A 24553-nucleotide genomic window follows, 5' to 3' on the forward strand; every position below is an offset into this window, starting at 1 on the left:
TTTTTTGGTACCGCTCTCCCGGAACATCCGTATGGTCGTGGGACCGCTTAAGACGCTGTTACCTGTCGGAAAGCGCGGGTTTCTCGCTATCGTACTCGTCGCCGCGCTCGCCGGGGCGGGCGTGCTCTCGGGCGTGCTCGGCGCGCCGAGCGTCGTCGGCGTGGACAACGAGTTCGGGGACGTGACGAACGAGACGACGGAGATACGAACCGCGCTCGTCGTTGACAACCCCAACCCGTTCGGCGTGCGGGTCGGGAACACCTCGGTGAACTACACCGTCGAGATGAACGACGTGGCGATGGCCACGGGCGAGCGGTCGAACCTCGGACTCGACCCCGGGAACACGACGCTCCGGTTCTCGACGCGGATGGAGAATGGAAAGATTCCCGAGTGGTGGGCGACGCACATCCGAAACGACGAGCGGACGACGCTTCGAATCCGGTCGAAGGTCAGTTCGTCGCTCGTCGGTCGGTCGGTGCGCGTTCCGTACAGCCAGCGAATCGAGACGAACATCATCGACGAGTTCAACTCGACGGAGACGCGCCCGGTGAACGCGAGCGCCCCGCTCGTCTCCGACCCCGTGCTCTACGTCAACGAGACGAGCGCGAACTGGGGTTCCCCGACGCGCGATCGGACGCCCATCCGGATGCGGATGCGAATGTACAACCCGAAACAGGTGCCGTACACCGTCTCCGAAATCGGGTACGAGGTGACGATGAACGGGATTCCGGTCGGGGAGGGAACGACCGCACGACCGTACACCATCCCGGCGAACTCCGAGCGGACGGTTAAGATGCGGACCGTCATCCGCAACCAACGACTCGACGAGTGGTGGGTGAGCCACCTCGAAAACGACCAAACGACTCACCTGAAAATCGATTTCTACGCGAAGGTCGACCTCCCGACCGGGAGCACGGTTCGCGTGCCGCTTCGCCCGCTGACCTACGAGAAGCGAATCGAGACGCACATCTTCGAGAACGACTCGATCGAAGGCGCGGTCGAGGGGTCGAACGGAACGACCCGGCCCGCCGGAACGACGCGGGCGACGACGGGAAGCGATTCGGGCGCGACGACGGAGACGACCGACGGACGGACGACGGACGCGCCACCGACAGAGACGACCGCCGGTGAGACGACCACCACGGACGACGGTGGGCTTCTCGGGAGCCTGTCGGTGGACGCCCGGGCGGCGCGATACTTTCCCTCACCGATAGAGTTTTGAATCCGGCGTGACCATTTCTGCGTATGCCACGGAGTAGTCACTCTCCTGGTCGAGTTCTTCTCGGGCGATGAGAGTGCCGTAACGGCGATGCGAGACGGTGAATCGATAGTTCTGGACATCGACGGGCAGTCCTACGAGTTGTCGCGCGAGGCGGCGACCGACCTGCAGGACGCGGTCGGCGACGCCCTGACCGAACGCCGCGAGTTCTTCCGCACCGCGGGCACGTTCCGCGAGGACGGGAGCTACGAGGTGTCCCGCCGGAGCGCCGACTCGGCGGGGAACGCGAAGGTGTTCCAAAGTTTCGACGCGATGGCTCGGCTGTTCGACCGCCTGCCGGACGAGTTCACCGCGGAGGACGTGGGTCGAACCGGAATCACGGGGTCGCGCAGACACCTGCTGGTTCGCCACTTCGCGGAACACCCCGACTTCGCCTGTCGAATCGGCTCGCGGAATCCGCTGACCGCGAGGAAGGAGACGGACGTCCTCGGCGAGGACGCGACGGCGGAGGTGGGCGCTGACTGAGCGGTCGCCGCCCGCCGAGAAAACGGGTCGTCGTTCAGGTGATCGTCGTGTGTTCGCTCTCCTCGTTCAGCGCCAGGTTCGCGGCTATCTCGGCGTTCCGCATGGCGTACTGGGCCGTCTGCTGGAGGCTGACGAGCACGTCGCGAACCTGCAGGAGGTCCTCGTTCGACATTTCGGGGAGGTCGGAGAGGATGTCCGACTCGCGGTCGCCGAGTTCGTGGAACTTCCGCCGGACTTCGAGGGTCATGTCGTAGTCGCGCTCGACCGCCGCCTGCACCGCCAGCGCCGTCACCTCGTCCACCTGGTCGGTGAACTCGCGGATGCGGCGCATGGTGCTTCCGTCCACTTCGAGCGTGTGGCCGTCGGCTTCGAGGACGATGTCCGCGATGTCCTCCGCGTTGTCGGCGGTCAGTTCGAGGTTCTTCGCTATCGAGCGATAGCCGATGAGGGGGAAGCCGGTGTCGAGTCCCACCGCGCGGGCGAGGTTCGGGTTCTCGTGGGCCGTGAAGATGAGGCGCAGGAGGAGGACGAATATCTTGTTCGCCTGTCGCTCGCGGTTCAGCGCCCGCTGCGCGAGATCCGGATTCCCGTGAGCCAGCGCCTTCACCGCCTCGCCGCGCATCGTGCTCCCCGTGTTCTCCAGTCGCTCCAGCAGGTTGTCCAGATCGAAGTCCTCGGGGTCGACGGAACACCGGATGGCGATGCTCGCGGGCGTCTCCTCGATGACGCCGAGTCCCATCAACTGCGTCTCCGCGTTGTAGACGGCGTTGATGTGACTGCTCTCCAACGTCCCGTCGCTCTCGACGTGGATGACCCGCCGCCCGAGCACGTACTGGGCGACGATGGCCCGCTCCACCGCGTCCGCGTCGAGTTGCTCGGTGTGTATCGTCGCTTCGACCTCGTCGTCGTGCGCCGATTCCGGGAGGACGGTGAGCGAGCCTTTGCCGCTGATTCGAAGCGACACCTCGTCGCCCTTCTCGACCCCGTGCTCCTGCGCCCACTCGGCGGGCAGGGTCATCGCTAGCGTCGACGGTCCCAGTCGCTGCACCTTCCGTGTTTCCATACCCTTCTATTTTCGCATGAACCCTTAAGCCTCACCGTATGACACTAGATGCCTCATACGACTTTCAACAGCCGTCGCTCGAAGCGCCCGACTCGCACCTTTCGCCAACCGCGGAGCGAGTCGTCCACGTCCTCGTCCCCGGTGTCGACCCGGAGAACGCCGACTCCGTCGAGTTTCGTCTTCGAAGCAACGACCTCCACGTCGGACCGGCGAATCACGGCGGGCGAAATCTGGTCGTTCCCGCGCCCGAAGACGAACCCCTGCCCGCCGATGGGCGAGACGACGATGACGTTTCGCTCGCCGAGGTGGGCCAGAATCTCCTCCTCGTTCGCGTCGGAAGCTAGCACCTCCCCGTCGCGCCACACGTCGACGCCCAGCGGCGACCCGTCGAATCCCAGTTCCGACTGTATCGCGCCGACCGTGCTTCCGGGTCCGAAGACGTAGGTGACGCCGTCTTCCACGTCGTCCGCGACCCCCGCCGCGAGGCTCTCGACGGTTCCGCCGCCGAGTTGCTTGCTCGACTGGAGCGCGTCGGCCACGGGCACCCGCGCGACGGCCCGCAGTTCGGCTCGAACCTCTCCCTCGCGATAGGCCGCCTCGTCGATGTCGTTCACCTCGCGCTCCTCGACGCGGTCGAACGAGGCGGCGATTCGGCCCGCCGCCTTCGGCGTCACCGCGAACACCGACGAGTAGATTTTCACGCCGGCGGGAACTCCGAGCACGGGAACTGCGGCGTCGAACTCGGCCAGCGTCTCCGCCACGTCGACCGCGGTTCCGTCCCCGCCGGCGAACAGAATCAGGTCGACGTCCTCCGCCGCCAGTCGGCGAACCGCTTCGCGGGTGTCCTCGGCGGTCGTTTCGCTCCCGGCGGGTTCGCCGACGATTTCGGGGTCGAACCCCGCGCGCCGCGCTTCCTCCGCGCCCATCTCGCCCCCGTAGGCCAGAACCTCCGCGTCGGGTGCTCGCTCGGCGAGCGCGGACAAGGCGGCGACCGCTCTGTCCGGCGCGCGTCGTTCCGCGCCGCGCTCCCGCGCCTCCGCGACTTTCCCGTCCGTGCCCTTCAGACCGACTCGCCCGCCCATCCCGGCGATGGGGTTGACGACCACGCCGACTCGCATAGCTGGTGGTTCGGCGGCGCGGATAAAAGGCGTGTGGGCGGCGGCGAATCAGTCGTCTTCGCCCTGCTCTTTCACTTCGTTGTGCGTCTTCGGGTTCGGAGATTGGAGGTTAGCCTTCGGCCCGTCCTGGTCCTGCTCGCGGATGAACGAGAAGGTCCCCTCGCCGTCGACGGACTCGCCCTGCGTCCACCGTTTCTCGGGGTCCTGCGGCTCGTTCACGTCCGTGGACATGAACGAGTAGTTGAACTCCTCGTTCTCCTTGTCGTCGGGGAAGCTGTCCGGAACCGGCAGGTGGTCGAACATGTCTTCGGGGTCGCCCAGGTCCTGCAGGAGGGCGAGCCACTGGTTCTGGTGCATGGTGTCGCGGGCGATGAGGTACGAGAGCATGTCCTTCATCCCCTCGTCGTCGGTCGCCTCCCACAGCCTCGTCGCCAGCAGTCGTCCGGTCGATTCGGCCATGACGTTGGCGTACATGTCCGCCGCGAGGTTCCCGCTGGCGACGACGTAGTTCCCGTTGAACGGGAACCCGTTGCTGTCCACCGGCATCGCGTGCAGTCCCGACGAGAGCAGTTGGCGCGGCTGCATTCCGCTCATCGCGGCGTTCACGGCCCGGTCCTGACTCATCTGCTCGCGGAGTTCGACCGGAGCGCCCTCCAAGTTCTTGGCGACCGCCGTCGCCAGCATCTCGATGTGACCGAGTTCCTCGGTCGCGGTCTCCAGGAGGGCGTGCCGGTACTCGTCGTGTTTCTGCGGGAGCGCCCACGCCTGAAACAGGTACTGGAGCGCGACCCGCATCTCCCCCTCGACGCCGCCGATGGCCTGCTGGAGCATCTTCGCGAACGCCGGGTCGGGTTCCTCTACCTCCACCTCGTACTGTAGTTTTCCTCCGTCGTGGTAGAACACGGTACCACCGCGTCCGACTGCACTCACTGCGTCAATAAGCATGGCGGCCCTCGGAATCCGCCGCGCCGGGTTGTCAAGAGTTAAGAGTGCGGACCGGCTACCGCCGAGTATGTTCCCACTCGCAGAGACGTTCCCCACGAACGCGGCAGGTATCGTCGTTCTCGTCGTCGGACTCGCGTCGGTCGCCGCGTGGATGGCGTACCTCTACCGCTGAGGTCGTCTATCGCTCCGGTCGTTCGACGCGCCCGCGCAACCAGTCGGCGGCGTTTCGCACGGTCTCCTCGTCCGACCCCTCGATTTTGACGCGGACGTGGTCGCCGGGGTAGCTTCCGACCTTCACGTCGAATCGCTCGCGTAGCTCCGCGAATCGGTCGACGAGGGCGCTCTCCGGTTCGTCCGCCGGGACGACTTCTTCGAAGTGCGGTCCGCCGTCGAACTCGTCGGCCACGCGTTCGAACATCGTTCGCATTTCCTTGGGCACGCCCGGCAGGACGTAGACGTTCTCGATCTCCGCGCCGGGGGCGACGCCGACCTCGTTCGGGAGCATCCGCGCTCCCTTCGGGAGGTGGGTCGTCCCCGCGACGAGGTCGGCGCGCTCGTAATCCGTGTGTTCGTCTATCCAGCGGATCGCCTCCTCGTGTTCCTCCACCGGGACGCCGATCGCCGCCGCGACCCCCTCCATCGTCAGGTCGTCGTGGGTCGGCCCGAGACCCCCCGTGACGACGACGGCGTCGTACTCGGCGAGCGATTCGTTCACGACGCGGGCGATGTCGGCCACGCGGTCGGGAACGACGACGACTCGCTCGACCGAGACGCCGCGCTCCGTCAGTCGCTCGCCCAGCCACGCGGCGTTCGTGTTGACGGTGTCGCCGGAGAGAATCTCGTCTCCGACGGTGACCAACGCAACTCGCATACCGGAGGGTGGACCGCCAGACGAAAAGGGCTATCGCATCCCCGGCGGCGGGCCGTCGCCGAAGTCGTCGTCCGAGACGTCCACGTTCAGCCCCAGCTCCTCGCGCTCGCGTTCGAGTTGGCGAATCTGGAGGCGGAAGTACGCCAACCCTCCGAGGCCGGCCAGTAGCGCCACGCCGACCACCCCGCCGAAGATGAACTTATCGCGGGCCAGGTAGTAGCGAACGGAGATGGCGTCCGGGTTTATCGATTCGTCCCAGACGATGTGAACCCGACCGTCGCGCATCTCGGTCTCGTACTTGCCTGGACGCACGTCGCTCAGCAGAAACAGGTCGACGCGCATCCCGCGAGGGATGACGACCTCGTAGGTTCGGTCTTTCAGGTAGGTCGGCACCGAGAACGTCTTTCCGCGCCTCGGGGCGGTGTACGCCAGCTTTCCCTTCCCCTTCGGCGGCGTGATGATGGTCTTCGATTTCGTCTTCTTCACCCGAATCTCTTCGGCACCGACGACCGTTCCGTTCGGGTACTGGAACTTGACCGCGGAAATTTCGACGGGTGCCTTCTCGCCGAGGGCCTCCTGTTTGTGGATTTCGAGCGTCGTCTTTCCGTTGAGGTCGTAGATGGCTTGGTACTCGTCGCTGGAGACGTTGTAGGTCACGTCCTGTTCGGTGTCCCACTCGTACGACGCGTTCGCGGCGAGTTTCTTTTGGCTTATCTGGTCCGGTCCGAACACCGACGAACACCCCGCGCTGGCCGCGAGCACGACGAGCAGACCGAACGCGAGTACGAGTCGCCGATTCATGGAATGACGCAACGAATCTCGGCCGGGATGTACTCGCCGATGCTGGCGAGCAGTCCCGGCGGGTCGGTGTCTTCCGTGCAGACGATGCTCTGTTCCAGCACGCCGAGGCGTTCGACCGTCACGATGTCGCGGGCGTGTCCGGCGCGGTTGACCGTCGCGCGAACCTCTCCCCGCGTCGCGCTGTTGACGTTCACGCGCCCGTCGCCCCGCGACCAGTCGAACAGGCGGTCGCGCTCCTCGTCGGCGAGGCGCGAGGGGTCGCCGTCGCCGCCGAACACGAATCGCATCGGGAGGTGCTGGACGAGACCGAACCGCTCGACTATCTGGGCGGGCGCGCCGGGGCCGAGGCCGAGTTCGGACGCCGGAATCCGAACGTCCCGCCCGGCGTCGAGGACGAACCCCTCGTCGTCCCACGATTCGAGCGTTCCGACGTAGGTTTCGCCCTCGCGGAGGTCCGGCGTGACCTCGCCCCACTCCTCGCGGAGGACGTTCCGAGCGATGACCTCGTCGTCGCCCTCGACCGTGACCGTGACGAAGTCGTCGCGGCGGATGCCGATTTCGTACGTCACGTCGAGGTCGCCGAGGGCGTTCTCGATGAGCGACCCGAGACCGTCGAGCGCGCGATCTCTCGCGTTGCCGTCGACGTACACTTTGGTTGCGAGGACGACCATTATGCGCCGAGTTCCTCGACGTTGAGTTCGCGTTCGAGTTCCTCGATACGCTCGTCCATCGAATCGACTAACATCGCGTTGTCCATCGATTCGAGCGGCGAACCGCACTCGGGACACTCGAAGCCGAAGTCCATCGCCTCGCCGAACTCGAAGCGAAGCGAGCAGATCTCACAGAGGTAGAACTCGTGGTTCCGCTCGTACTCCTCGCGCTGCTTCAGCGCGTCGAGCAGGCGGTACATCTCCTCTTCCAAGTTCTCGGGTATCTTGTCGTACTCGAACGTCCAGAGGTAGGTGAGCCACCCCGAGTCCTCGTCGCGGAGACGCCGATAGGACGCGAGGTCGTTCTCGTAGAGGATGAAGAGCGCCCTGCGAACGTCGTTGAGTTCGAGGTCGAGTTCCTCCGCGAGTTCCTCGTCGGTGACCTCGCCGTCCGGCGGCGCGGCGGCGACCGGCATTCCCTTCGGGCCGACCAGTTCGTGGAGATACTTCTGTATCACCGGGTCGCTCAGTAGGTCCTCGAAAGCCATTGATACGTTATACCGGGTTGTTCAGCCGTTTAAAACCATCGGGAGACGGTCGGTGTGCGTCGTTTCGGCTCGAACGCCGTCGGTCGGGGGACGCGCCGAAACGCGTACTTTCGGCGTTCCCGGTCGACCCTCGTCCCGGTGTCGTTCGTCGGTCACCCCTCGTCGACCGACTCCACCCGCTTTCCGGTCGCCTTCGGAATCACGCGCTGTTCCGCGCCCTCCCACTCGCGCTCCAGTTCCCGACCCTCGAACAGTCTGTCCAGAAACACGGCCAACCCCGCGACCTCCGAGTGCGGCTGGTTCGTCACGCCGACGTTCCAGTCGGCGGCCTCGTACACGTCGAACGAGACCTTCTCCGCGCCGACGACGACGAGCAGGGGGGCGTCGGTGCTCGCCGCCCGAACGTCCGCCTCCACGTCCTGAATCCGCTCGCCGTACATCGTCAGGTGGACGACGCGACCCTCCCAGTTCCGGATGAGCGCCTTCTGGCTGCCCGAACACTCGACCGAGAAGGGACCGCCGAAGCGGTCGGTGATGTCCGCGATGGTGTCGCGGGACTTCCCCGCGTTGTCGGGGAGGACGACGCGGTCCGCCCCCAGCGCGCGGGCCGTGAGTCCGACGTGCGTGGTCATCCGCTCGTCGCGCCCGGGTCGGTGGCCGAGTCGGACGACGGTGACCTCCGGTTCGTTCTGCATGGGCGGACGAACGAGCGGGACGAGTTAGGGGGTTTCGAATCTCGACTCACTCGAACACCTGCGCGACGCCCAACTCGCCGGTCGTGCCGAGGTGCTCCGAGAGGACGTACGTCCCGCCGACGAGCGTGGCGAGTCCGAGCGCGAGCGTGAGGCCGACCGGGAGTCCGGTGTAGCCGCTGACGAGGAACGCCACCGTCGCGATTCCGGCGGCCAGCAACGCGTAGGGAATCTGCGTGTTGACGTGGTCGACGTGGTCGCTGGCGGCGAACATGCTCGACATAACGGTCGTGTCGCTGATGGGCGAGCAGTGGTCGCCGAACAGCGACCCCGTGAGGATGGCTCCGATCGCCAGCGCGAGGGGCGTACCGAGGCTGTGCGCCAGCGGGACTGCGACCGGGAACAGGATTCCCATCGTCCCCCACGAGGTGCCGATACAGAAGCTGATGATGGCCGCGCTCAGGAACACGACCGCCGGGAGCAGTTCGGGGGTGATGATGCCCTTCGAGACGCTGACGACGTAGTCGCCGACGTTCAGCGCCTCGCTGACCGAGCCGATGCTCCACGCCAGCGAGAGGATGGCGACGGGGAACATCACCATCTTGAAGCCTTCGAAGATGGAGTCGCTGACCCTGTCCAGCCCGATGCGAGCGTGGCCGACGAGGATGGCGAGGATCGTCGCACAGCCCGCGAACGCCGCCCAGAGGATGGCGCTCGCGGTGTCCGCGTTCCGTAGCGCCCTGCTGAACGCGTCGAAGACGGCGGATATCGACTCGAAGATTCCGTCGGCGCCGGCGAGCGCCGTGGCGGTCTTCCCGACGCCGCCGCCGGTGAACCAGAGGCTGAAGACGGTCACGGCGACGAGCACGACGATGGGCGAGACGAAGTACCACCAGCGCGGGTCGACGTGGTCGGGCGTCTCGATGTCGCTCGCCTGCGTCTCCATCAGCGGGTTGGCGTCGTCGCGGAGCACCTTCCCTTCCCGGCGGGCGCGACGCTCGGCGGCCCGCATCGGACCGAAATCCCAATCGGCGAGCACGACGATGAAGACCAGCGCGAGCGCGAACAGGCTGTAGAAGCGGAACGGGATGGACTGGATGAACACCACGAAGGCGCTCTTCTGGATGCCGAGCGAGTTGAACTGCTGTTGGATGAGCCCCACCTCGTAGCCGAGCCACGTCGAGACCACGGCGATGCTGGCGGTGGGTGCGGTGGTCGAATCGAGGATGTACGCCAGTTTCTCCCGGCTCACGTCGAAGCGGTCGGTCACGGGACGCATCACCGACCCCGAGATCATCGTGCTGGCGTAGGAGTCGAAGAAGATGAGCATGCCAAGAATCGAGGTGCCGAGTTGGGCCTGCCGTCCCGTCTTCACCCGCTTGACGATGGCGTCCGCCACGGAACGCATCCCGCCGGAGAGGAATATCATCCCGAGCATCGCGCCGATGAGGAACGTGAACAGGAGCAGTTTGACGTTGAACGCGTCGGTGAGGTTCGTCACGACGAACTGTAAACCGCGGGCGGCACCGGCCACGGGGTTCCACCCGACGAGGATAGTCGCACCGAGCCAGATACCGGCGAACAGCGACAGTAACGCCTGCCGCGACACCAGCGTCAGCACGATGGCGATCAGCGCCGGAAACAGGCTGATGAGGCCGTACGTCTCTGAAGGCATGGTGAGACTCACTATCGGTCACGAAAATAAGCGTTATTGGCGTCGATTGAAATCATAAATCTGAATTTCTATTGGAATATCACGTTTCGGTTCGGATTCCCGAAACTTCCCGCGTACCGGCGAAGACCGGAAAACACTTGCGCGCCACCGGCACAGGTTGGCACATGCAACTATCCGGGAAACGAGTGCTCGTAACCGGCGGCGCCGGACTGGTCGGCTCTCACCTCGCCGAGCGACTGTCGGAAGAAAACGACGTGACTGTCGCCGACGACCTCTCGAAGGGAACCCGGGACCGGGTCCCCGAAGGGGTCGAGTTCGCGCGGGCGGACATGACCGACGAGGACGACGTGGCCGAGGTCGTCACCGAAGACCTCGACGTCGTCTTTCACTTCGCGGCGTACACCGACACTAACTACTCCGACCCCCGCCGGTTGTTCGAGGAGAACGGCGCGATGACGTACAACGTCCTCGAACGGATGCACGAGGTCGGCGTCACCAACCTCGCGTTCACCTCCTCTTCGACAGTGTACGGCGAAGCGCCGATGCCGACGCCGGAGGACTACGCCCCGCTCGAACCCATCAGCATCTACGGCGCGAGCAAACTCGCCGACGAGGGCATCGTCTCGACGTACGCCCACTCGCACGGCATCACGTCGTGGGTGTATCGGTTCGCCAACATCGTGGGGCCGCACCAGCGCGGAAACGTCATCCCGGACTTCATCGAGAAACTCCTCTCCGACCCCGAGACGCTGACCATCCTCGGAAACGGTCTCCAGGAGAAATCCTACCTGCACGTCGAGGAGTGCGTCGACGCGATGTGCCACGTCGTCGAGACCGCGGACGACGACCTCAACATCTACAACCTCGGCACCAGAACGACCACCTCGGTCAACGCCATCGCCGACATCGTGGCCGACGTGATGGGTCTCGACCCCGAGTACGAGTACACCGGCGGCGACCGCGGTTGGACGGGCGACGTGCCGAAGATGCGCCTCTCCATCGAGAAACTGTCCGCGCTCGGTTGGAACCCCGCTCGGAGCAGCGACGAGGCGGTTCGGAGAGCGGCCGAACAGTTGTACGACGAACTGCGCAGGTAGCGTTCCGTAGCGACACGCCCCCGCGAACTACACCGAGAAATCGGTGCTCGCTTCCACGTCCTCTTCCACGAGTTCGAGCGTCGCGACGACGGTGTACCGACCCGGTGCCGGGTCGGGCCATTCCGCGGTGTAGGTTTTTTCGGCGCCGGGGTCGAACGTCACCGACCTGAGCGCCTGCGTGAACATCCGCCCGTCGCTCGCCCGCCAGATTTCGGCGTCGTCGTCGAGCACCGCGAAGTCGGCGTCGAGGCCGCTTCGGAAGGTCACGTCCGCCGGGTCGTCGTCCGGGTTCCGCACCGTTAGTTCGAATTCGACGATATCGCCGCCGGTCGTCGCGGTCACGTCGCTTTCGAGTACCATTGATTCACCGTTCGTCGGAACGAGTAGAAAAGCTTGCCCTCGCGGCGTCGGTTCAGCAGTCGACCGCCGCCGCAACGTCGAGCAGTTTGCAACTCGAACAACCGGAGACGGATCCCGCCGTACTCGTGAGCCGCGTTCGCGCGCTCTGGTGGCTGAACCCCCTCTGAGCCATCAGGATGCCGCCCGCCGCCGCGACGTGCGGCGCGGACATCGACGAACCGGAGAACGTCGCGTACCCGCCGGGAACGGTCGAGTAGATGTCGCTACCGGGCGCGTAGATCTCCGCCGACGTGGTACTGCTGGACGAGACGGCGTCGCTCTTGTCCGTCGCGCCGACCGAGATAACCTCGGAGTACTCGGCGGGGTAGCCGACGCACGTCGAACACGATCCCGAGGCCGCGGCGACGAGGAGGACCCCGTTGTCGTAGGCGTACCGAATCGCGTCGTGGAGCGCCTGCGACCCCGACGACCCGCCGAGGCTCATGCTCCCGACGTCCCAGCCCTGGTCGGCGACGTACTCGACGCCCGCCGCGATGTCGGAGTAGCTACCACTGCCGGAGCAACTGAGCACTTTGACGGCGTGCAAGGTCGCTCCGGAAGCGACGCCGTAGACGCCCTGCGAGTCGTACGCTGCCCCCGCGATACCCGCGCAGTGGGTGCCGTGGTCGTTGTCGTCCGACCACGACTGGTTGCAGGCGTTGTCGTTACCGCCGTAGCTACAACTACTCCCACAGGTGACGAACCCAGCACCCGAACCGAGGTTGGCCCGTAGGTCCGGGTGGTCGTCGTCGATGCCCGTATCGATGATGGCGACGTCCGCACCCGAACCATCGTAGCCGCAGTGGTACGTCCTGTCGGCGTTCACTCGGTCGATGTTCCACGTCGTCTGCTGGCCGAGCGCGCGCATCCGGCCGTTCTCCTCGACGTACCGAATCTTCGGATTCCGCGCGAGCGCTTCGGCCGCTCGCTTCGGAACGCGAATCGTGAGCGCGTCGAAGTTGAACTCGCGGACGACCTCGTGTCCCGTATCGAGGATCGTTTTTCGCGCGTCGCGACCGTCGTAGCCGACGTTGACCTCGACGAATTCGTCGGGGCTCGCCGCCGCGAAACCGCTCACAGTTGGGAGCGCGAGCGCGGCACCGGTTGTTCTGAGAACTGTCCGTCTGGAGACGAACTCTCGTGAATCCTCCATGATTACCATCTGATTTTCATTATAATAAATTTATCTAGAGGGAAATAATAGGCAGGAAAATGCCTGCGGCGGTCCCCGCGTCTCTGTCGAGGACCGACGGTTTCGCGGCGGCGGCCGGAACGCCGAGTTCCGCCGCGTCGACGGCGGTTTACGGTCCTCGACGAGCTTACGTACTGTCGCCGGAATCGTAGCCGAGGGCGGCCGCAACGTCGAGGAGTCCCGATCCGGATTCGTTGCTCGATAGGCCGACGTCCTCGGCGGTGGATTTCAACCGACTTCTCGCCTCCGAGTTGGTGTAGCCGTTCGCCATCAGTTGCCCGGCGGCACCCGAGACGTGCGGGCAGGCCATCGACGTCCCCGAGAGTCTGGTGTACGTCCCGCCGACGTACGTCGAGTAGATGTCGCTACCGGGCGCGGCGATCTCGACTTCCGGACCCTGACTGGAGAACGAGGAGAGGCCGTCGTTCCTGTTGGTCGAGCTAACCGCCATGACGCTGGGGTAAGCCGCCGGGTAGCCGACGCAGTCCGTACACGGCCCGGAGTTGCCCGCCGCAGCGACGAGCAGGACGCCGTTGCTCTGGGCGTACTGGCAGGCGTCGCGGAGGGTCTGCGAACCGGACGAACTTCCCAAACTCAGGCTTCCGACGTCCCACCCTTGGTCGGCGACGTACTCGATACCGGCCGCCACGTCCGACGTGGTGCCCGAACCGGAGCCGGTGAGCACCTTCACCGCGTGCAGCGTCGCCTCCGTGGAGACGCCGACGACGCCCTGGCCGTTGTCCACGGCGTCGGCGATGCCGGCGCAGTGGGTGCCGTGACCGTTGTTGTCCTGCCACGCCGGGTAGTTTCCGGTGGTCACGAACGACCGACCCGTGCCGAGATTGGCCTGCAGGTCGGGGTGCGTGCTGTCGATGCCGGTGTCGATGATAGCGATGTCCGCGCCGGCACCCGTCTCGCCGTTCGCGTGGGCGACTTCGGCGTCCGCGCGGTCGACGCCCCACGGGAGCGTTTGGGCCAGCGCCTCGACGGTTCCGTTCTCCTCGACGTAGCGAACGTCGGCGCGATTCCGAAGCCCCGAGGCGGCCTTTTTGGGCGCGCGAATCGTGAGCACGTCGATGGAGTCGAACTCTCGAATTACGTCGGTCGCCGCGCTACGGGCCGCACTCCGACTGCTGTTCGACGCGACCCCGACGTTGACCTCGACCGTATCGTCGGGTTTCGCCGCCGCCAAACCACCCGCACTCGCCGCGGCGAGCGAACCGCCGGTCAGTTTCAACACGTCTCGCCTCGATGGAATACCGAATTTCTGTGCCATCGAGTCAAAAATAAAATACTGTGGAACTATAAAAGATTTCTACGCTCACGTTTAATTGAGCGGTTTTCATAACTGCTCGAATCAGTCTCCGAATCTATCGGTCGGAAAGTAATCGGCGAACGGCGGCGAACCGCCCGGCGAACTCTCGTCGCTCGCGCCGTTACTATCGGATGGGCGACGATCCGACGGTCCTACTCGTCCGGGCGGCGGTGTTCGCGGGCTTTCACTCGGGACCCGTCGCTCGTTCGGCGAAACGTCAGAAAACGATGTGATGGTGCGGCCAGCGCGTCGAGGAACCCGTTGCCCCGTTCGTCGCTTTGCGGTCCGAGAACCTCGACGGCGTGCGCGAAACGGAAGCGAGTCGCTTCAGTTGTCGCCGGTCGGCGAACCGACGGCCGCAGCGACGTCCAGCAGGCCGGCGCCGGACTCGTTGCTCGACAGACCGATGTTCTCCGCGGTGTTCTTGAGGCGACTGCGTGCGCCCGAGTTCGAGTAACCCGCGGCCATCAGGACGCCGGCGGCACCCGCGACGTGCGGGCAGGCCATCGACGTTCCCGAGAGCGTGTTGTAGCCGCCGTCGTTGTACGTCGAGTAGATGTTGCTGCCGGGTGCGGCGATCTCGACTTCCGGCCCGGTCGAGGAGAAGTACGACAGGCCGTCGCTGGAGTTGGTCGAACTGACCGCCACGACGCTGGAGTAAGCCGCCGGGTAGCCGACGCAGTAGGAACACGGTCCGCTGTTGCCCGCCGCAGCGACGACGAAGACGCCGCTGTTGTAGGCGTAGTTACAGGCGTCCTGAAGCGTGTAGGAACCGGACGACCCGCCGAGGCTCATGCTGGCCACGTCGAACCCCTGATTCGCCGTCCACTCGACGCCGGCCGCGATGTCCGAGAACGACCCGCTGCCGCTGTCGCTCAGCACCTTCCCGGCGTGCAGCGTCGCGTCGGGAGCGACGCCTTTGATGCCCTGTCCGTCGTTTTCCGCCGCCGCGATGCCGGCGCAGTGAGTGCCGTGACCGTTGCCGTCCTCCCACGTGCTGTAGCCGAATCCGCGACTGTAGCCGACGTTGTCGAGGTCGGCGTGGTCGGAGTCGATGCCGGTGTCGAGAATGGCGATGTCCGCGCCCGCACCCGTGTAGCCGTCCGCGTGCGCCTGCTCCGCGTCGACGCGGTCGACGCCCCAGGGGACGGAGTCCGCGAGGGCGTGCATCTGACCGTCCTCCTCGACGTAGCGCACGTCCGGACGTCGCTCGAGCGCCGCGACTGCTCGCTTTGGAACTTCGAGCGAGAGCGCGTCGAAACTGAAATCGCGACGGACGGCGGAAGCCGCGTTCAGCGCCGCCTTCCGTCCACCATTTCCTTGATAACCGACGTTGATCCGCACGAAGTCGTCCGGTTTCGCGTTCGCGAAACCGGTGACCGCGAGGCCGCCCGCCGCACCGCTCGTCGTCTTGAGTACGCTACGCCGCGAAACGCCACCTTTGTTGCGTATCATTGCGATTGAAACAATGTATGCCTAGGTATTAAATTTTACTTATTGGGAACTATTAATATATTCTTTAAATCCGTGGATATACACTCTCGCGGCGGAGAGACGTCTCGCAGACGTCCCTCGGTCGGTATCGAGTCGCTCCCGGAGAGCGGTCGAGTTCCGAAAAAAGGATCGCCGAGCGGTGGACGTTCAGTTGTCGCTCGAATCGTAGCCGAGGGCGGCCGCAACGTCGAGGAGGCCCTGCCCCTGTACGTTCGACGAGAGACCGAGGTCTTTCGCCGTGCTCAGAATCCGGCTCTCCGCGTCGCGAGCCGAGTAGCCCTGCGCCATGAGTTGCCCCACGGCACCGGCGACGTGCGGGCAGGCCATCGACGTTCCCGAGAAGGTGTCGTACCCGCCGGGCACGGTCGAGTAGATGTTGCTACCGGGCGCGATGATGTCCACTTCGGGGCCTTGGCTGGAGAACGAGGACTGGCCGTCGCTCTCGTTCGAGGACGCGACCGCGATGGTCTCGGGGTAGGCCGCCGGGTAGCCGACGCAGTCCGTGCACTGACCGCTGTTGCCGGCCGCCGCGACGAGCGAGACGCCGTTGTCGTAGGCGTACCGAATCGCGTCGTGGAGCGCCTGCGACCCCGACGACCCGCCGAGGCTCATGCTCCCGACGTCCCAGCCCTGGTCGGCGACGTACTCGACGCCCGCCGCGATGTCGGAGAAGTATCCGCTGCCCCGGGAATCGAGCACTTTGACGGCGTGCAGCGTCGCCTCCGTGGAGACGCCGATGACGCCCTGGCCGTTGTCCACGGCGTCGGCGATGCCGGCGCAGTGGGTGCCGTGGTCGTTGTCGTCGTCCCAGCTGTATCGGCACTTCTTCGGTCCGCCCTTGCAGGAGACGAACGCCTTCCCCGCGCCGAGGTTGGCCTGCAGGTCGGGGTGGTCGGAGTCGATGCCGGTATCGATGATGGCGATGTCCGCGCCCGCGCCCGTCTCGCCGTTCGCGTGAGCTACGTCCGCGTCGACGCGCTCGATGCCCCACGGTTCGGTCTCCGCGAGGGCGTGCATCGTCCCGTTCTCCTCGACGTAGCGAACGTTCGGATTGTTCTGTAGGCCCGAAACGGCCTTCTTCGGCACGCGAATCGTGAGCACGTCGATGGAGTTGAACTCCCGAACCACGTCGGACGCGGCGCTAAGCGCCGCCGAGCGACCGCGTCCGCTCTTGAACCCGATGTTGACTTCGACCTTGTCGGTGGGCTTCGCCGCCGCGAGGCCGCTCGCGCCGGTCGCTGCCAGCGAACCGCCCGTTAGTCTGAGTACATTCCGCCGCGAAACGCCATTGTCTTTCCTTGCCATGCAGCTTGTAATAATCTCCTACGTATTTAAATAATTTTCTTTTCGAATAAATTAATATTTAGAGATAGATTGGTCTGACGAACTAGCGCGCCACCGCAAACGCCACCCTAGGCGTCGAGTGTGCCTGCCGTCCCGTTCTCCTCGACGTACCGAATCGCCGCGTGAGCCTCCAGTTCCGACCGCCGTTCGCGCGGGATTGTGACGGTCACCACGTCGAGCGATTCGAACTCGCGTATCACCTCCACGGCGCAGTCTAACGCCGCTTTTCGGCCACTCTCGCCGTCGAATCCGACGTTCACCTCGACAGCGTCCCGCTCCGATTCCTCCGTGTCACGGTCCGGCACGGTACGTTACTACGAGGCAATGATTATTAAAAGCTTTTCCTTACGTTCAAATATTTCCTCTCAACCCAATTTCAACCGAATAACGCGATGTATTTCCCCGCGAACGTCCGGAAACCACCCTCGGGGAAATCGTTTCCCGACGAACGATACGACTTTTACTCGGTCGGCGCGTACTCCCGTTCGTGCAAGTCGTCGGGTACGAAACTGGTGCGTCCGGGGACGGTCCCCCTTCCTTGTTGGTGAGCGACGGTTCCCTCGCGCGCGAGGAACTGCCGCCCGGAACCGAACTCGAATACACGCTCGGGGACCGACACTGCGCCGGGACGTTCGACGGTGAGACCCACGTCCCCTGTGCTCGCCCCGGAACGCCGTACTGCGACGCCCACACCAGCACGTGGGTCTGCGCCCGCTGCACCGGGACGTGTCTGAAAGACGAGATGGACTGCTACGAGGAACACGCCGTCTACCTCGCCGCGTTCGCGCCGGCGACGTTCAAGGTCGGCGTCACCCGCGAGTGGCGACTTCGAACGCGGCTCCGCGAGCAGGGCGCGGACCGCGCCGCCCACCTCCGAACCGTCAAGGACGGGCGGATCGCCCGCGAACTGGAGGCCGAACTCGCGGAGACGTTCACCGACCGCGTCCGCGTCCCCGCGAAGATTCGGAACCTCCACCGAACCGTCGACGAATCCGCGTGGCGCGACGCCCTGTCGCCGTTCGACCCGCTCGACACGTTCGCATTCGAGTACGGCTTCGAATTGGCGTCCGCGCCCGTCCGCGAGACGCTCGCCAGCGGCACCGTCGTCGGAACGCAAGGTCGCGTGCTCGTGCTCGAACGCGCGGGCACCGCCTACGCGACGGACATGCGCGACCTCGTCGGCTACGAACTGGAGCGCGGCGCGACCGACCGAAGCCTCCAGTCCAGCCTCGGCACCTTTTAGGCCGCGGAATCCCCATTTTCGGTGTGGCCGACGTGACCATCTCGTACGAAGGCGGCACCCTGCGGGTCGAGACCGAACGCGACCTGCCGTTCACCGAACCCGACCCGCGCTCGAAGACCCGGCGCGCCCCCGCCTTCCGCTACGCCGCCCTCCGCGATTTTCTCGACGAACGCGACGTTTCGACCGACGACTCCGTCCTCGACCTACCGAAACTCCCGCGACTGCTCTCGGCCTACGAACTTCGGGAGTATCAGGCGAACGCCCTCGATTCGTGGGACGACGCTCGCCGACGAGGGGTGCTCGAACTCCCGACGGGGAGCGGAAAGACGGTCATCGGGGTGAAGGCCATCGAGCGGTGTCAGACTCCGACGCTCGTCGTCGTTCCGACCATCGATCTGCTCGAACAGTGGCGGCGGGTGCTCGAAACGGAGTTCGACACGCCCATCGGCCAACTCGGGGGCGGCGAACAGAACGTCGAAGCCCTCACCGTCTCGACCTACGACTCGGCGTACCTCCGGGCGGACGACATCGGCGACCGGTTCGGCCTCGCCGTCTTCGACGAGGTTCACCACCTCGGCGGCGAGGGCTACCGCGAAATCGCCCGCCTGCTCGCCGCCCCCGCCCGGATGGGGCTGACGGCGACGTTCGAACGACCGGACGGCGCACACGAGGTCGTCGGCGACCTCGTCGGCCCGAAGGTGTTCGACGTCGACGTGGACGAACTCGCGGGCGAGTACCTCGCGCCGTACGACGTCAAACGGATGACGGTCGAACTCACGCCCGAGGAGCGCGACCGGTACGAGCGAGAGCAGGGCGTGTTCACCGACTACCTCGCCAAGTCGAACATCCGGATGCAGAGCGGAAGCGACTATCAGGAACTCGTCAAACGGTCGGGCAACGACCCGGAGGCCCGCGAAGCCCTCCTCGCCAAGCAGCGCGCGCGCGACATCATGATGAACAGCGACGCGAAGGTGGCGACGCTCGCCGATATCCTCGACAACCACTGCGACGACCGAGTCATCGTCTTCACGGCGCACAACGACCTCGTCTATCGCCTCTCCGAGCGATTTCTGATTCCGGCCGTCACGCACCAGACGCCGACCGCGGAGCGCCGGGAGGTACTCGACCGATTCCGGCGCGGGGAGTACTCGCGCGTGGTCACGTCGAACGTGTTGGACGAGGGCGTGGACGTGCCCGACGCCAACGTGGCCGTCGTCCTCTCGGGGAGCGGGAGCGAGCGCGAGTTCACACAGCGTCTCGGGCGAATTCTGCGGGAGAAGGGAGACGGCGGGCGCGCCATCCTGTACGAGGTCGTGACCGAGGAGACCGCGGAAGTTCGCGTCGCTAACCGACGGCGATAGCTACTTCAGGTCGAGGTCGACGCTCGTCCGCGAGGCGTTGTCGTACTTCGAGTAGTCGACCGGTAACACGACGGAGATATCCTTCGACTCGCCGCCCGGGACGGTCACTTTCGTCCGCTTTTCGTGGACCGAGTCGTCGATGGTGACGGACGTCTCGAGCGTCGCGGAGTCCTTCTTCTCGCCCTTGTTCCGCACGGTGACGACCACGACGAGCTTTCCTTTCTCCCCCTTCTCGACGCTGATATCCTGGTTCACCAGCGTTCCGGACCGCTTTCTGTCGCCGTCGCCGCTTCGTTGACCGCCGCCGCCGAGAATCGTCGCGCACCCGCCGGTCGAGGCGAGCGTCGCGGCGAGACCGAACCGCTGGAGGGCTTTTCGTCTTCGCATACCCCCTCCTCTCGGGCGACCGGAATGAATCTTCTCATTCAGATTCCTTTTGTACGCTCCGCGCCTACCGGGAATCGTGCTCACGAAAGACCTGCTCCGCGTCTCGCGCGCCGGGGGAGGCTATCACCCGCAGTTCGCCGGGCGCGAACACCGCCCGCTGGCCGCGCGCGTCCTCGGCACGTACCAGGGTCACGTCGGCGAACCGCGTTCTCGGCTTCGGTCTGCGCTCGCCGACCTCGAAACGGACGCCCCGGACTTCAAACTCGTCCGGGGATTCGCCAAACTGCTCGAACGCGAGGCGGTCTTCGAAACGCGGGCCGCCGTTCCGCCGGAGCGCGCCCGGAAAGTCGCGTTCGAGGAGGCGGAAGCGGTCGGCGTGGCCGACGACGTCGACCGCACGACCGCGCTTCGTCGGGCGGCGGAGCGCCTCGGCTCGACGCCGGACGACATTTCGGAGTCGCTGTACGCCGACCTGGAGGAGCGCCAACTCCTCGCCGCCTTCGACCCGCGCTGGAGTCCCGACGAACTCGTCGCCCAGTACAACCTCTCGCTCGCCCAGACCGCGCTGTTCGACGCGACCGAACTCCGCGTCCGGAGTTCGAACCCGAAGGCGCTCGTCTCCGCCGTCAAACGACTGCGGCTGATGTACGAGATTCGGAAGACCGACGCCGGACGCGAGGTGATCGTCACCGGCCCCGACGCGCTCTTTCGCTCGACGCGCCGGTACGGAACCCGGTTCGCGCGCCTCCTCCGAACCGTGGCGAAGGCGAACGAGTGGCACCTCGCGGCGACCGTCGACGACTACGGAACCGAGCGCGAACTCGTCCTCACCGACGCCGACCCCGTGCGCGCACCCGGAACCGAACCGGTGAGCGACGTGTCGTTCGACAGCGGCGTCGAACGGGAATTCGCCGCCCGGTTCGAGGCGCTCGGGTTGGACTGGAACCTCGTGCGCGAACCGGAACCGCTCGAGGCGGGCGCGAAGGTGATGATTCCGGACTTCGCGTTCGACTACGAGCACGCCGACTTTCGGCTCTTCTTCGAGGTGATGGGCTTCTGGACGCCGGAGTACGTCGAGAAGAAGCTCTCCCAACTCGACACGGTCGAGGACGTGGAACTGCTCGTGGCTGTGGACGAGTCCCTCGGCGTGGGCGAGGAGATAGCGGCGCGCGACCACCGGGCCATCCCCTACTCCGGCGGGCGAATCCGCGTCAAGGACGTGCGCGACGCACTCCGGCGCTACGAGGACGAACTCGTCGCGGAGAGCGCCGACTCGCTCCCGGACGAACTCGCGCCGGACGCCGACGCCATTTCGTTGACCGACCTCGCCGCCCGGCACGGCGTGAGCGAGGACGCGCTCGCCGACAAGGAGTTTCCGGAGCACGAGCGAGTCGGGCGGACGCTGGTTCGTCCCGCCGTCCTCGCCGCGCTGGCCGACGACATCGAGGACGGCATGGCGTACTCGGAGGTCGAAGGACTACTCGCCGACTCCGGCATCGAAGACGCCAGCGCCGTGCTCTCGGAACTGGGCTACTCCGTCGAGTGGGAGGGGCTGAGCGGCGGGACGGTCAGGGAGCGTTAGATGTCGCGCCGTCGTCCCTGCGGCACGAGCGACTGGAGTTCGCCGTGGAGGAATAGCCCGACGCCGAGGGGTTCTCGCTCGCCCGCGAGTTCGTGGGCCGCGATGAGGTAGCCCCAGTCGCCGTCCCAGTCGAGTTCCTGGTCCTCGCCGCGCGCGAAGCGCCGCGCCCGTTCGCGGTCGAGTTCGACGACGTTCCTCGTCGCGCGCCGCCCGAACCGCTGGGCCGCGTTCGTCGTCGGCTTCCAGTGCTCCTGTCGCGTGCGGAGGAACGTCATCCCGAGCGCTTCGATGCGAACCGGCGAGTCGAGGTCGCCGCGGAGCACCCACACCTTCCCCTTTCCCTTCTCCCAGAACGAGCAGTCGTCGAACGTCTCCGGGGGGATACCGAACCGCTCGTCCCACCAGTCGAGCACCTCCTCCCTGGTCGCGCGACCCGACACCTCGCGCTCGTCCGCGGTGGCGGGGAGGCGGTCGAATCGCTGGCCGTCGTTCGTCGGTTCGTCGGTCACGCGCCCACCTCCAGTTTCGCGCAGAAGAACCCGCCCGTGTCGTTGTGGTGCGGGTAGAATCGCTTCGCCGCTCGGACGCTCTCGTCGTACTCGTCGCCCCGCCACTCCGTGACGCCGGGTTCGGAGCGCAGGCCGACCTCGAACTCGACGAGGCGACAGTCCTCGGACGCGAGGACGTAATCGAGGACGGCTTCGTTCTCCTCGGGCGCGAAGGTGCAGGTGGAGTAGACGACCTCCCCGCCCTCTCTGGTGGCCTGCACCGCCCGCCGGAGGATGCCCTTCTGGACGCCGGAGACGCCCTCGATGTGGTCGAGGCTCCAGTCGTCCAGCGCGGTCGGGTTCTTCCGAACCGTCCCCTCGCAGGAGCAGGGGACGTCCACGAGCGCGGCGTCGAAGGCCGCGAAGTCGAACGGTTTGAGCGAGAAGTTCCGCGCGTCCTGGTTCGTGACCGCGACGGAGGTGACGCCGAGTCGTTCGGCGTTGAACCGAAGCGCGGAGAGGCGTCCGAGGTTGCTGTCGTTCGCCACGACGAGGCCCTCGTCGTCCATCAGCGCGGCCAGTTGCGTCGTCTTCCCGCCCGGCGCGGCGCAGGAATCGAGCACGCGGTCGCCCGGTCGGGGGTCGAGGACGACCGCGGGAATCGAGGACACCTCCTCCTGTCCGTGCGTCCAGCCGTGAAAGGACGGCCACGTGTTGCCGGGGCTGGCGTCGATCTCCAGCACGCTCTCGTTCCACTCGCGCGGCGTCCACTCGACGTCCTCCGCGTCGAGCGCCCGCGTCACGCGCTCCCGGGTCGCCTTGATGCCGTTCACCCGGACGACGGACGGAAGCGGTCGCTCGCAGGCGGCGCGGAACGCCTCGAAGTCGTCGAGTATGGGTTCGTAACGCTCCAGTGCGTCCATTACTCGGACGTGCGAGCGAGAGGCGTTTGTGGGTTTCGGAGCGTCCCTCGCGACTCCGCCCGCGCAATTAAGTGGAATCCGGCCGAATTATCGCGTATGACCAACGTAACCGTGGTCGCGGACGACGTGGAACTGGACGCGCCGACGCTGGTCGAGGGACTGCCGGGGCTGGGTCTGGTCGGAAAGATCGCCACGGACCACCTCGTCGAGGAGTTCGACATGACCTACTACGCGGGAATCGACTGCGACGGCATCCCGCAGATAGCGGTGTACCAGGGCGGCGACCGGGAGCTACTCCCGCCGGTTCGGCTCTACGCCGACGAGGAGCGGGACCTCGTCGCGCTGCGGAGCGACGTGCCCGTCTCGTCGGACGCCGCGCCCGAGTTCGCCAGCTGCGTCACCTCGTGGATAGAGTCGAACGACGCCACGCCGCTGTTCCTGAGCGGTCTCCCGCACCAGAAGCAGCCGGACGAGGTGCCCAGCCTGTACGGCGTCGCGACCGGCGACGCCGGAACCCTGCTCGACGACCACGACATCGGCGCGCCGGACGAGACGGGCGCGGTCAGCGGCCCGACCGGGGCGCTCCTCCACCACGCCGGGAAGGAGGAACTCGACGCCGTCGGCCTCGTCGTGCAGTCCGACCCGCAGTTCCCCGACCCGGAGGCGGCCCGCATCCTCATCGAGAAGGGCATCGGTCCCCTCGCGGACGTCGAGGTGAACACGGACGACCTCGTGGAGCGCGCCGAGGACATCCGCGAGCAGAAAGAGCAACTCGCCCAGCGGATGCAGCAGGCCGAGTCGGAGGAGAGTTCGCAGGCGCAACCGCTTCGGATGTTCCACTGAACCTTTTACGACGGTCGAGCGTAGCGAATCGGAACCTCCGGTCGCGGTTCACTCACCGCTGGCGTTCGGCGGGACGGTCACCCACTCCGAGTCCGGCGCGGAGCGCCGGACTACCTTCACCTTCGATTCGCGGACGTCGTCGCCGTCGAAATCGCGGCTCGTTTCGCACACCAACGAAAACGTGCGGTTCTCGTCCGCCGGAACGACGAATCGCTGCTCTATCGCGCGTCGAAACCCCTCCCCTCGGAACGCTATCTCCCACCGGAGGTGAACGCGCGCCGTTTCGGTCTCCTCGCCTCTCTAATTCGGCGATCAGCACGAAACGTCCCGGCTCGAATCCGTGTACCTCCGCGGATTCGATCGTAAATCGAGGTTTCTCCGCGTCCTTCGTAATCTTCGCACAGCCGGACAGCACGGGGTAAGCGAGGGCCGTAGATAGCAGGCGGCGACGTTTCATGAGGCGGTTTTTTCGAACCGGTTCGAATACGTGCCATTTTCCAAACGAAATCGGTACGTCGCGCGATGCGCGTTTCGTCGCTCGCTCGGCGGAAAGCGTCGGTCTTTTCCACGCCAACCGCGTTCGAACGACCATGACCGACAGCGAAGACGCCGACCTACAGCAGTTCCTCCGCGACGCGGACAAGGTGTACTCCGAGTACGAGAAGGGCTACATGGACGCCGACGCCGCCCTGTCGGTGCTCCGCGACCACCTCGACGCGCTCCGAGCGCAGGTCGAGTGACCGAACGGGGTCGCCCCGAGAGGAGAAGAATTATCGCA

At 65.8% G+C, this 24553-nt stretch carries 28 protein-coding genes; 8 read left to right on the plus strand and 20 right to left on the minus strand.

Annotated features, from left to right (window positions below):
• Positions 1-31 precede the first annotated feature (31 nt).
• Positions 32-1222 carry an LEA/WHy family protein gene (locus tag LIX00_RS02560; protein WP_227354620.1) on the plus strand — a complete coding sequence of 397 codons (1191 nt, stop codon included), beginning with the start codon at positions 32-34 and terminating at the stop codon, positions 1220-1222.
• An 87-nt stretch (positions 1223-1309) separates the two neighbouring features.
• Positions 1310-1744 carry a DUF7528 family protein gene (locus LIX00_RS02565; protein ID WP_227354621.1) on the plus strand — a complete coding sequence of 145 codons (435 nt, stop codon included), beginning with the start codon at positions 1310-1312 and terminating at the stop codon, positions 1742-1744.
• 34 nt (positions 1745-1778) lie between these two features.
• Here LIX00_RS02565 and LIX00_RS02570 read toward each other — a convergent pair whose 3' ends face one another.
• The 10 genes from LIX00_RS02570 to LIX00_RS02610 form a co-directional block, all read right to left on the minus strand.
• Positions 1779-2807, minus strand: coding sequence for a phosphate signaling complex PhoU family protein (locus LIX00_RS02570; RefSeq protein ID WP_227354622.1), 1029 nt, complete (start codon positions 2805-2807; stop codon positions 1779-1781).
• Positions 2808-2860: 53 nt separating this feature from the next.
• Positions 2861-3925, minus strand: coding sequence for an ATP-NAD kinase family protein (locus LIX00_RS02575; protein WP_227354623.1), 1065 nt, complete (start codon positions 3923-3925; stop codon positions 2861-2863).
• A 48-nt stretch (positions 3926-3973) separates the two neighbouring features.
• Positions 3974-4828, minus strand: a complete 855-nt coding sequence (locus tag LIX00_RS02580; protein WP_368410725.1) for a manganese catalase family protein — start codon at positions 4826-4828, stop codon at positions 3974-3976.
• A gap of 220 nt (positions 4829-5048) precedes the next feature.
• Entirely contained in the window at positions 5049-5741 is a 693-nt protein-coding gene (locus tag LIX00_RS02585) for a competence/damage-inducible protein A (RefSeq protein ID WP_227354625.1), read from the minus strand.
• A gap of 30 nt (positions 5742-5771) precedes the next feature.
• Positions 5772-6542 carry a DUF5803 family protein gene (locus LIX00_RS02590; protein ID WP_227354626.1) on the minus strand — a complete coding sequence of 257 codons (771 nt, stop codon included), beginning with the start codon at positions 6540-6542 and terminating at the stop codon, positions 5772-5774.
• The gene (locus LIX00_RS02595) at positions 6539-7213 is read right to left on the minus strand and encodes a DUF2110 family protein (protein ID WP_227354627.1); all 675 of its coding nucleotides are present in this window, start codon (positions 7211-7213) and stop codon (positions 6539-6541) included. Before LIX00_RS02595 ends, LIX00_RS02590 begins: the two co-directional genes overlap by 4 nt.
• On the minus strand, positions 7213-7740 hold the full coding sequence (gene tfe, locus LIX00_RS02600) for a transcription factor E (RefSeq protein ID WP_227354628.1): 528 nt from the start codon (positions 7738-7740) through the stop codon (positions 7213-7215). Before tfe ends, LIX00_RS02595 begins: the two co-directional genes overlap by 1 nt.
• A gap of 21 nt (positions 7741-7761) precedes the next feature.
• Complete coding sequence (locus LIX00_RS25910; protein WP_255679341.1) at positions 7762-7896, minus strand: hypothetical protein; 135 nt, start codon at positions 7894-7896, stop codon at positions 7762-7764.
• A complete protein-coding gene (locus LIX00_RS02605) occupies positions 7893-8435 on the minus strand; it encodes a tRNA (cytidine(56)-2'-O)-methyltransferase (protein ID WP_227354629.1) in 543 nt (180 codons plus the stop codon). The genes LIX00_RS25910 and LIX00_RS02605 overlap by 4 nt, the downstream gene beginning before the upstream one ends.
• A 46-nt stretch (positions 8436-8481) precedes the next feature.
• Positions 8482-10107 (minus strand): Na+/H+ antiporter NhaC family protein, encoded by a 1626-nt coding sequence (locus LIX00_RS02610; RefSeq protein ID WP_227354630.1) that lies wholly within the window; start codon positions 10105-10107, stop codon positions 8482-8484.
• A 164-nt stretch (positions 10108-10271) separates the two neighbouring features.
• Between LIX00_RS02610 and LIX00_RS02615 the strand changes: the two genes are divergently transcribed.
• Positions 10272-11204, plus strand: coding sequence for an NAD-dependent epimerase/dehydratase family protein (locus LIX00_RS02615; protein ID WP_227354631.1), 933 nt, complete (start codon positions 10272-10274; stop codon positions 11202-11204).
• A 27-nt stretch (positions 11205-11231) separates the two neighbouring features.
• Here the strand turns inward: LIX00_RS02615 and LIX00_RS02620 are convergent, their stop codons facing one another.
• The 6 genes from LIX00_RS02620 to LIX00_RS02645 all read right to left on the minus strand — a co-directional run bounded on the left by LIX00_RS02620 (position 11232) and on the right by LIX00_RS02645 (position 17253).
• The gene (locus LIX00_RS02620) at positions 11232-11564 is read right to left on the minus strand and encodes a BsuPI-related putative proteinase inhibitor (RefSeq protein WP_227354632.1); all 333 of its coding nucleotides are present in this window, start codon (positions 11562-11564) and stop codon (positions 11232-11234) included.
• 52 nt (positions 11565-11616) lie between these two features.
• The gene (locus LIX00_RS02625; protein WP_227354633.1) at positions 11617-12756 is read right to left on the minus strand and encodes a S8 family serine peptidase; all 1140 of its coding nucleotides are present in this window, start codon (positions 12754-12756) and stop codon (positions 11617-11619) included.
• 166 nt (positions 12757-12922) lie between these two features.
• Positions 12923-14071 carry a S8 family peptidase gene (locus tag LIX00_RS02630; protein ID WP_227354634.1) on the minus strand — a complete coding sequence of 383 codons (1149 nt, stop codon included), beginning with the start codon at positions 14069-14071 and terminating at the stop codon, positions 12923-12925.
• A 366-nt stretch (positions 14072-14437) separates the two neighbouring features.
• On the minus strand, positions 14438-15565 hold the full coding sequence (locus LIX00_RS02635; protein ID WP_227354635.1) for a S8 family peptidase: 1128 nt from the start codon (positions 15563-15565) through the stop codon (positions 14438-14440).
• Between the two features lie 186 nt (positions 15566-15751).
• Positions 15752-16909 (minus strand): S8 family peptidase, encoded by a 1158-nt coding sequence (locus tag LIX00_RS02640; RefSeq protein ID WP_227354636.1) that lies wholly within the window; start codon positions 16907-16909, stop codon positions 15752-15754.
• A gap of 107 nt (positions 16910-17016) precedes the next feature.
• Positions 17017-17253, minus strand: a complete 237-nt coding sequence (locus LIX00_RS02645; RefSeq protein ID WP_227354637.1) for a hypothetical protein — start codon at positions 17251-17253, stop codon at positions 17017-17019.
• Between the two features lie 182 nt (positions 17254-17435).
• Here LIX00_RS02645 and LIX00_RS02650 point away from each other — a divergent pair, with 182 nt between their 5' ends.
• Positions 17436-18191 (plus strand): DUF2797 domain-containing protein, encoded by a 756-nt coding sequence (locus LIX00_RS02650; protein ID WP_227354638.1) that lies wholly within the window; start codon positions 17436-17438, stop codon positions 18189-18191.
• Positions 18192-18214: 23 nt separating this feature from the next.
• Positions 18215-19552, plus strand: coding sequence for a DEAD/DEAH box helicase (locus LIX00_RS02655; RefSeq protein ID WP_227354639.1), 1338 nt, complete (start codon positions 18215-18217; stop codon positions 19550-19552).
• Here LIX00_RS02655 and LIX00_RS02660 read toward each other — a convergent pair whose 3' ends face one another.
• Positions 19553-19939, minus strand: coding sequence for a hypothetical protein (locus LIX00_RS02660; RefSeq protein WP_227354640.1), 387 nt, complete (start codon positions 19937-19939; stop codon positions 19553-19555). It abuts the gene before it with no gap.
• 76 nt (positions 19940-20015) lie between these two features.
• On the opposite strand from LIX00_RS02660, the gene LIX00_RS02665 reads away from it, so the two are divergent.
• A complete protein-coding gene (locus tag LIX00_RS02665; RefSeq protein ID WP_227354641.1) occupies positions 20016-21521 on the plus strand; it encodes a DUF790 family protein in 1506 nt (501 codons plus the stop codon).
• Here LIX00_RS02665 and LIX00_RS02670 read toward each other — a convergent pair.
• Together LIX00_RS02670 and LIX00_RS02675 are read right to left on the minus strand one after the other, a co-directional pair.
• Positions 21518-22030, minus strand: coding sequence for a DUF7122 family protein (locus tag LIX00_RS02670; RefSeq protein WP_227354642.1), 513 nt, complete (start codon positions 22028-22030; stop codon positions 21518-21520). The genes LIX00_RS02665 and LIX00_RS02670 overlap by 4 nt on opposite strands.
• Entirely contained in the window at positions 22027-22932 is a 906-nt protein-coding gene (locus tag LIX00_RS02675) for an RsmB/NOP family class I SAM-dependent RNA methyltransferase (protein ID WP_227354643.1), read from the minus strand. Before LIX00_RS02675 ends, LIX00_RS02670 begins: the two co-directional genes overlap by 4 nt.
• A gap of 96 nt (positions 22933-23028) precedes the next feature.
• Here LIX00_RS02675 and LIX00_RS02680 point away from each other — a divergent pair, with 96 nt between their 5' ends.
• Positions 23029-23775 carry a proteasome assembly chaperone family protein gene (locus LIX00_RS02680; protein WP_227354644.1) on the plus strand — a complete coding sequence of 249 codons (747 nt, stop codon included), beginning with the start codon at positions 23029-23031 and terminating at the stop codon, positions 23773-23775.
• 48 nt (positions 23776-23823) lie between these two features.
• Here the strand turns inward: LIX00_RS02680 and LIX00_RS25915 are convergent, their stop codons facing one another.
• Positions 23824-23946: a hypothetical protein gene (locus tag LIX00_RS25915; protein ID WP_255679343.1), complete on the minus strand. Its 123-nt coding sequence runs from the start codon at positions 23944-23946 to the stop codon at positions 23824-23826.
• A 419-nt stretch (positions 23947-24365) separates the two neighbouring features.
• On the opposite strand from LIX00_RS25915, the gene LIX00_RS02685 reads away from it, so the two are divergent.
• Positions 24366-24515 carry a hypothetical protein gene (locus LIX00_RS02685; RefSeq protein ID WP_227354645.1) on the plus strand — a complete coding sequence of 50 codons (150 nt, stop codon included), beginning with the start codon at positions 24366-24368 and terminating at the stop codon, positions 24513-24515.
• Positions 24516-24553: the final 38 nt, after the last annotated feature.

This window comes from Haladaptatus salinisoli, assembly GCF_020614375.1.
Classification (GTDB): domain Archaea; phylum Halobacteriota; class Halobacteria; order Halobacteriales; family Haladaptataceae; genus Haladaptatus; species Haladaptatus salinisoli.

What these genes read in the sequence shown, in the direction of transcription:
- LIX00_RS02560 (WP_227354620.1), top strand. Translation starts at nt 32, where the DNA reads ATGGTCGTGGGACCGCTTAAGACGCTGTTACCTGTCGGAAAGCGCGGG.
- LIX00_RS02565 (WP_227354621.1), top strand. Translation starts at nt 1,310, where the DNA reads ATGCGAGACGGTGAATCGATAGTTCTGGACATCGACGGGCAGTCCTAC.
- LIX00_RS02570 (WP_227354622.1), bottom strand. Translation starts at nt 2,807, where the DNA reads ATGGAAACACGGAAGGTGCAGCGACTGGGACCGTCGACGCTAGCGATG.
- LIX00_RS02575 (WP_227354623.1), bottom strand. Translation starts at nt 3,925, where the DNA reads ATGCGAGTCGGCGTGGTCGTCAACCCCATCGCCGGGATGGGCGGGCGA.
- LIX00_RS02585 (WP_227354625.1), bottom strand. Translation starts at nt 5,741, where the DNA reads ATGCGAGTTGCGTTGGTCACCGTCGGAGACGAGATTCTCTCCGGCGAC.
- LIX00_RS02590 (WP_227354626.1), bottom strand. Translation starts at nt 6,542, where the DNA reads ATGAATCGGCGACTCGTACTCGCGTTCGGTCTGCTCGTCGTGCTCGCG.
- LIX00_RS02595 (WP_227354627.1), bottom strand. Translation starts at nt 7,213, where the DNA reads ATGGTCGTCCTCGCAACCAAAGTGTACGTCGACGGCAACGCGAGAGAT.
- tfe (WP_227354628.1), bottom strand. Translation starts at nt 7,740, where the DNA reads ATGGCTTTCGAGGACCTACTGAGCGACCCGGTGATACAGAAGTATCTC.
- LIX00_RS02605 (WP_227354629.1), bottom strand. Translation starts at nt 8,435, where the DNA reads ATGCAGAACGAACCGGAGGTCACCGTCGTCCGACTCGGCCACCGACCC.
- LIX00_RS02610 (WP_227354630.1), bottom strand. Translation starts at nt 10,107, where the DNA reads ATGCCTTCAGAGACGTACGGCCTCATCAGCCTGTTTCCGGCGCTGATC.
- LIX00_RS02615 (WP_227354631.1), top strand. Translation starts at nt 10,272, where the DNA reads ATGCAACTATCCGGGAAACGAGTGCTCGTAACCGGCGGCGCCGGACTG.
- LIX00_RS02620 (WP_227354632.1), bottom strand. Translation starts at nt 11,564, where the DNA reads ATGGTACTCGAAAGCGACGTGACCGCGACGACCGGCGGCGATATCGTC.
- LIX00_RS02625 (WP_227354633.1), bottom strand. Translation starts at nt 12,756, where the DNA reads ATGGAGGATTCACGAGAGTTCGTCTCCAGACGGACAGTTCTCAGAACA.
- LIX00_RS02630 (WP_227354634.1), bottom strand. Translation starts at nt 14,071, where the DNA reads ATGGCACAGAAATTCGGTATTCCATCGAGGCGAGACGTGTTGAAACTG.
- LIX00_RS02635 (WP_227354635.1), bottom strand. Translation starts at nt 15,565, where the DNA reads ATGATACGCAACAAAGGTGGCGTTTCGCGGCGTAGCGTACTCAAGACG.
- LIX00_RS02640 (WP_227354636.1), bottom strand. Translation starts at nt 16,909, where the DNA reads ATGGCAAGGAAAGACAATGGCGTTTCGCGGCGGAATGTACTCAGACTA.
- LIX00_RS02660 (WP_227354640.1), bottom strand. Translation starts at nt 19,939, where the DNA reads ATGCGAAGACGAAAAGCCCTCCAGCGGTTCGGTCTCGCCGCGACGCTC.
- LIX00_RS02675 (WP_227354643.1), bottom strand. Translation starts at nt 22,932, where the DNA reads ATGGACGCACTGGAGCGTTACGAACCCATACTCGACGACTTCGAGGCG.
- LIX00_RS02680 (WP_227354644.1), top strand. Translation starts at nt 23,029, where the DNA reads ATGACCAACGTAACCGTGGTCGCGGACGACGTGGAACTGGACGCGCCG.
- LIX00_RS02685 (WP_227354645.1), top strand. Translation starts at nt 24,366, where the DNA reads ATGACCGACAGCGAAGACGCCGACCTACAGCAGTTCCTCCGCGACGCG.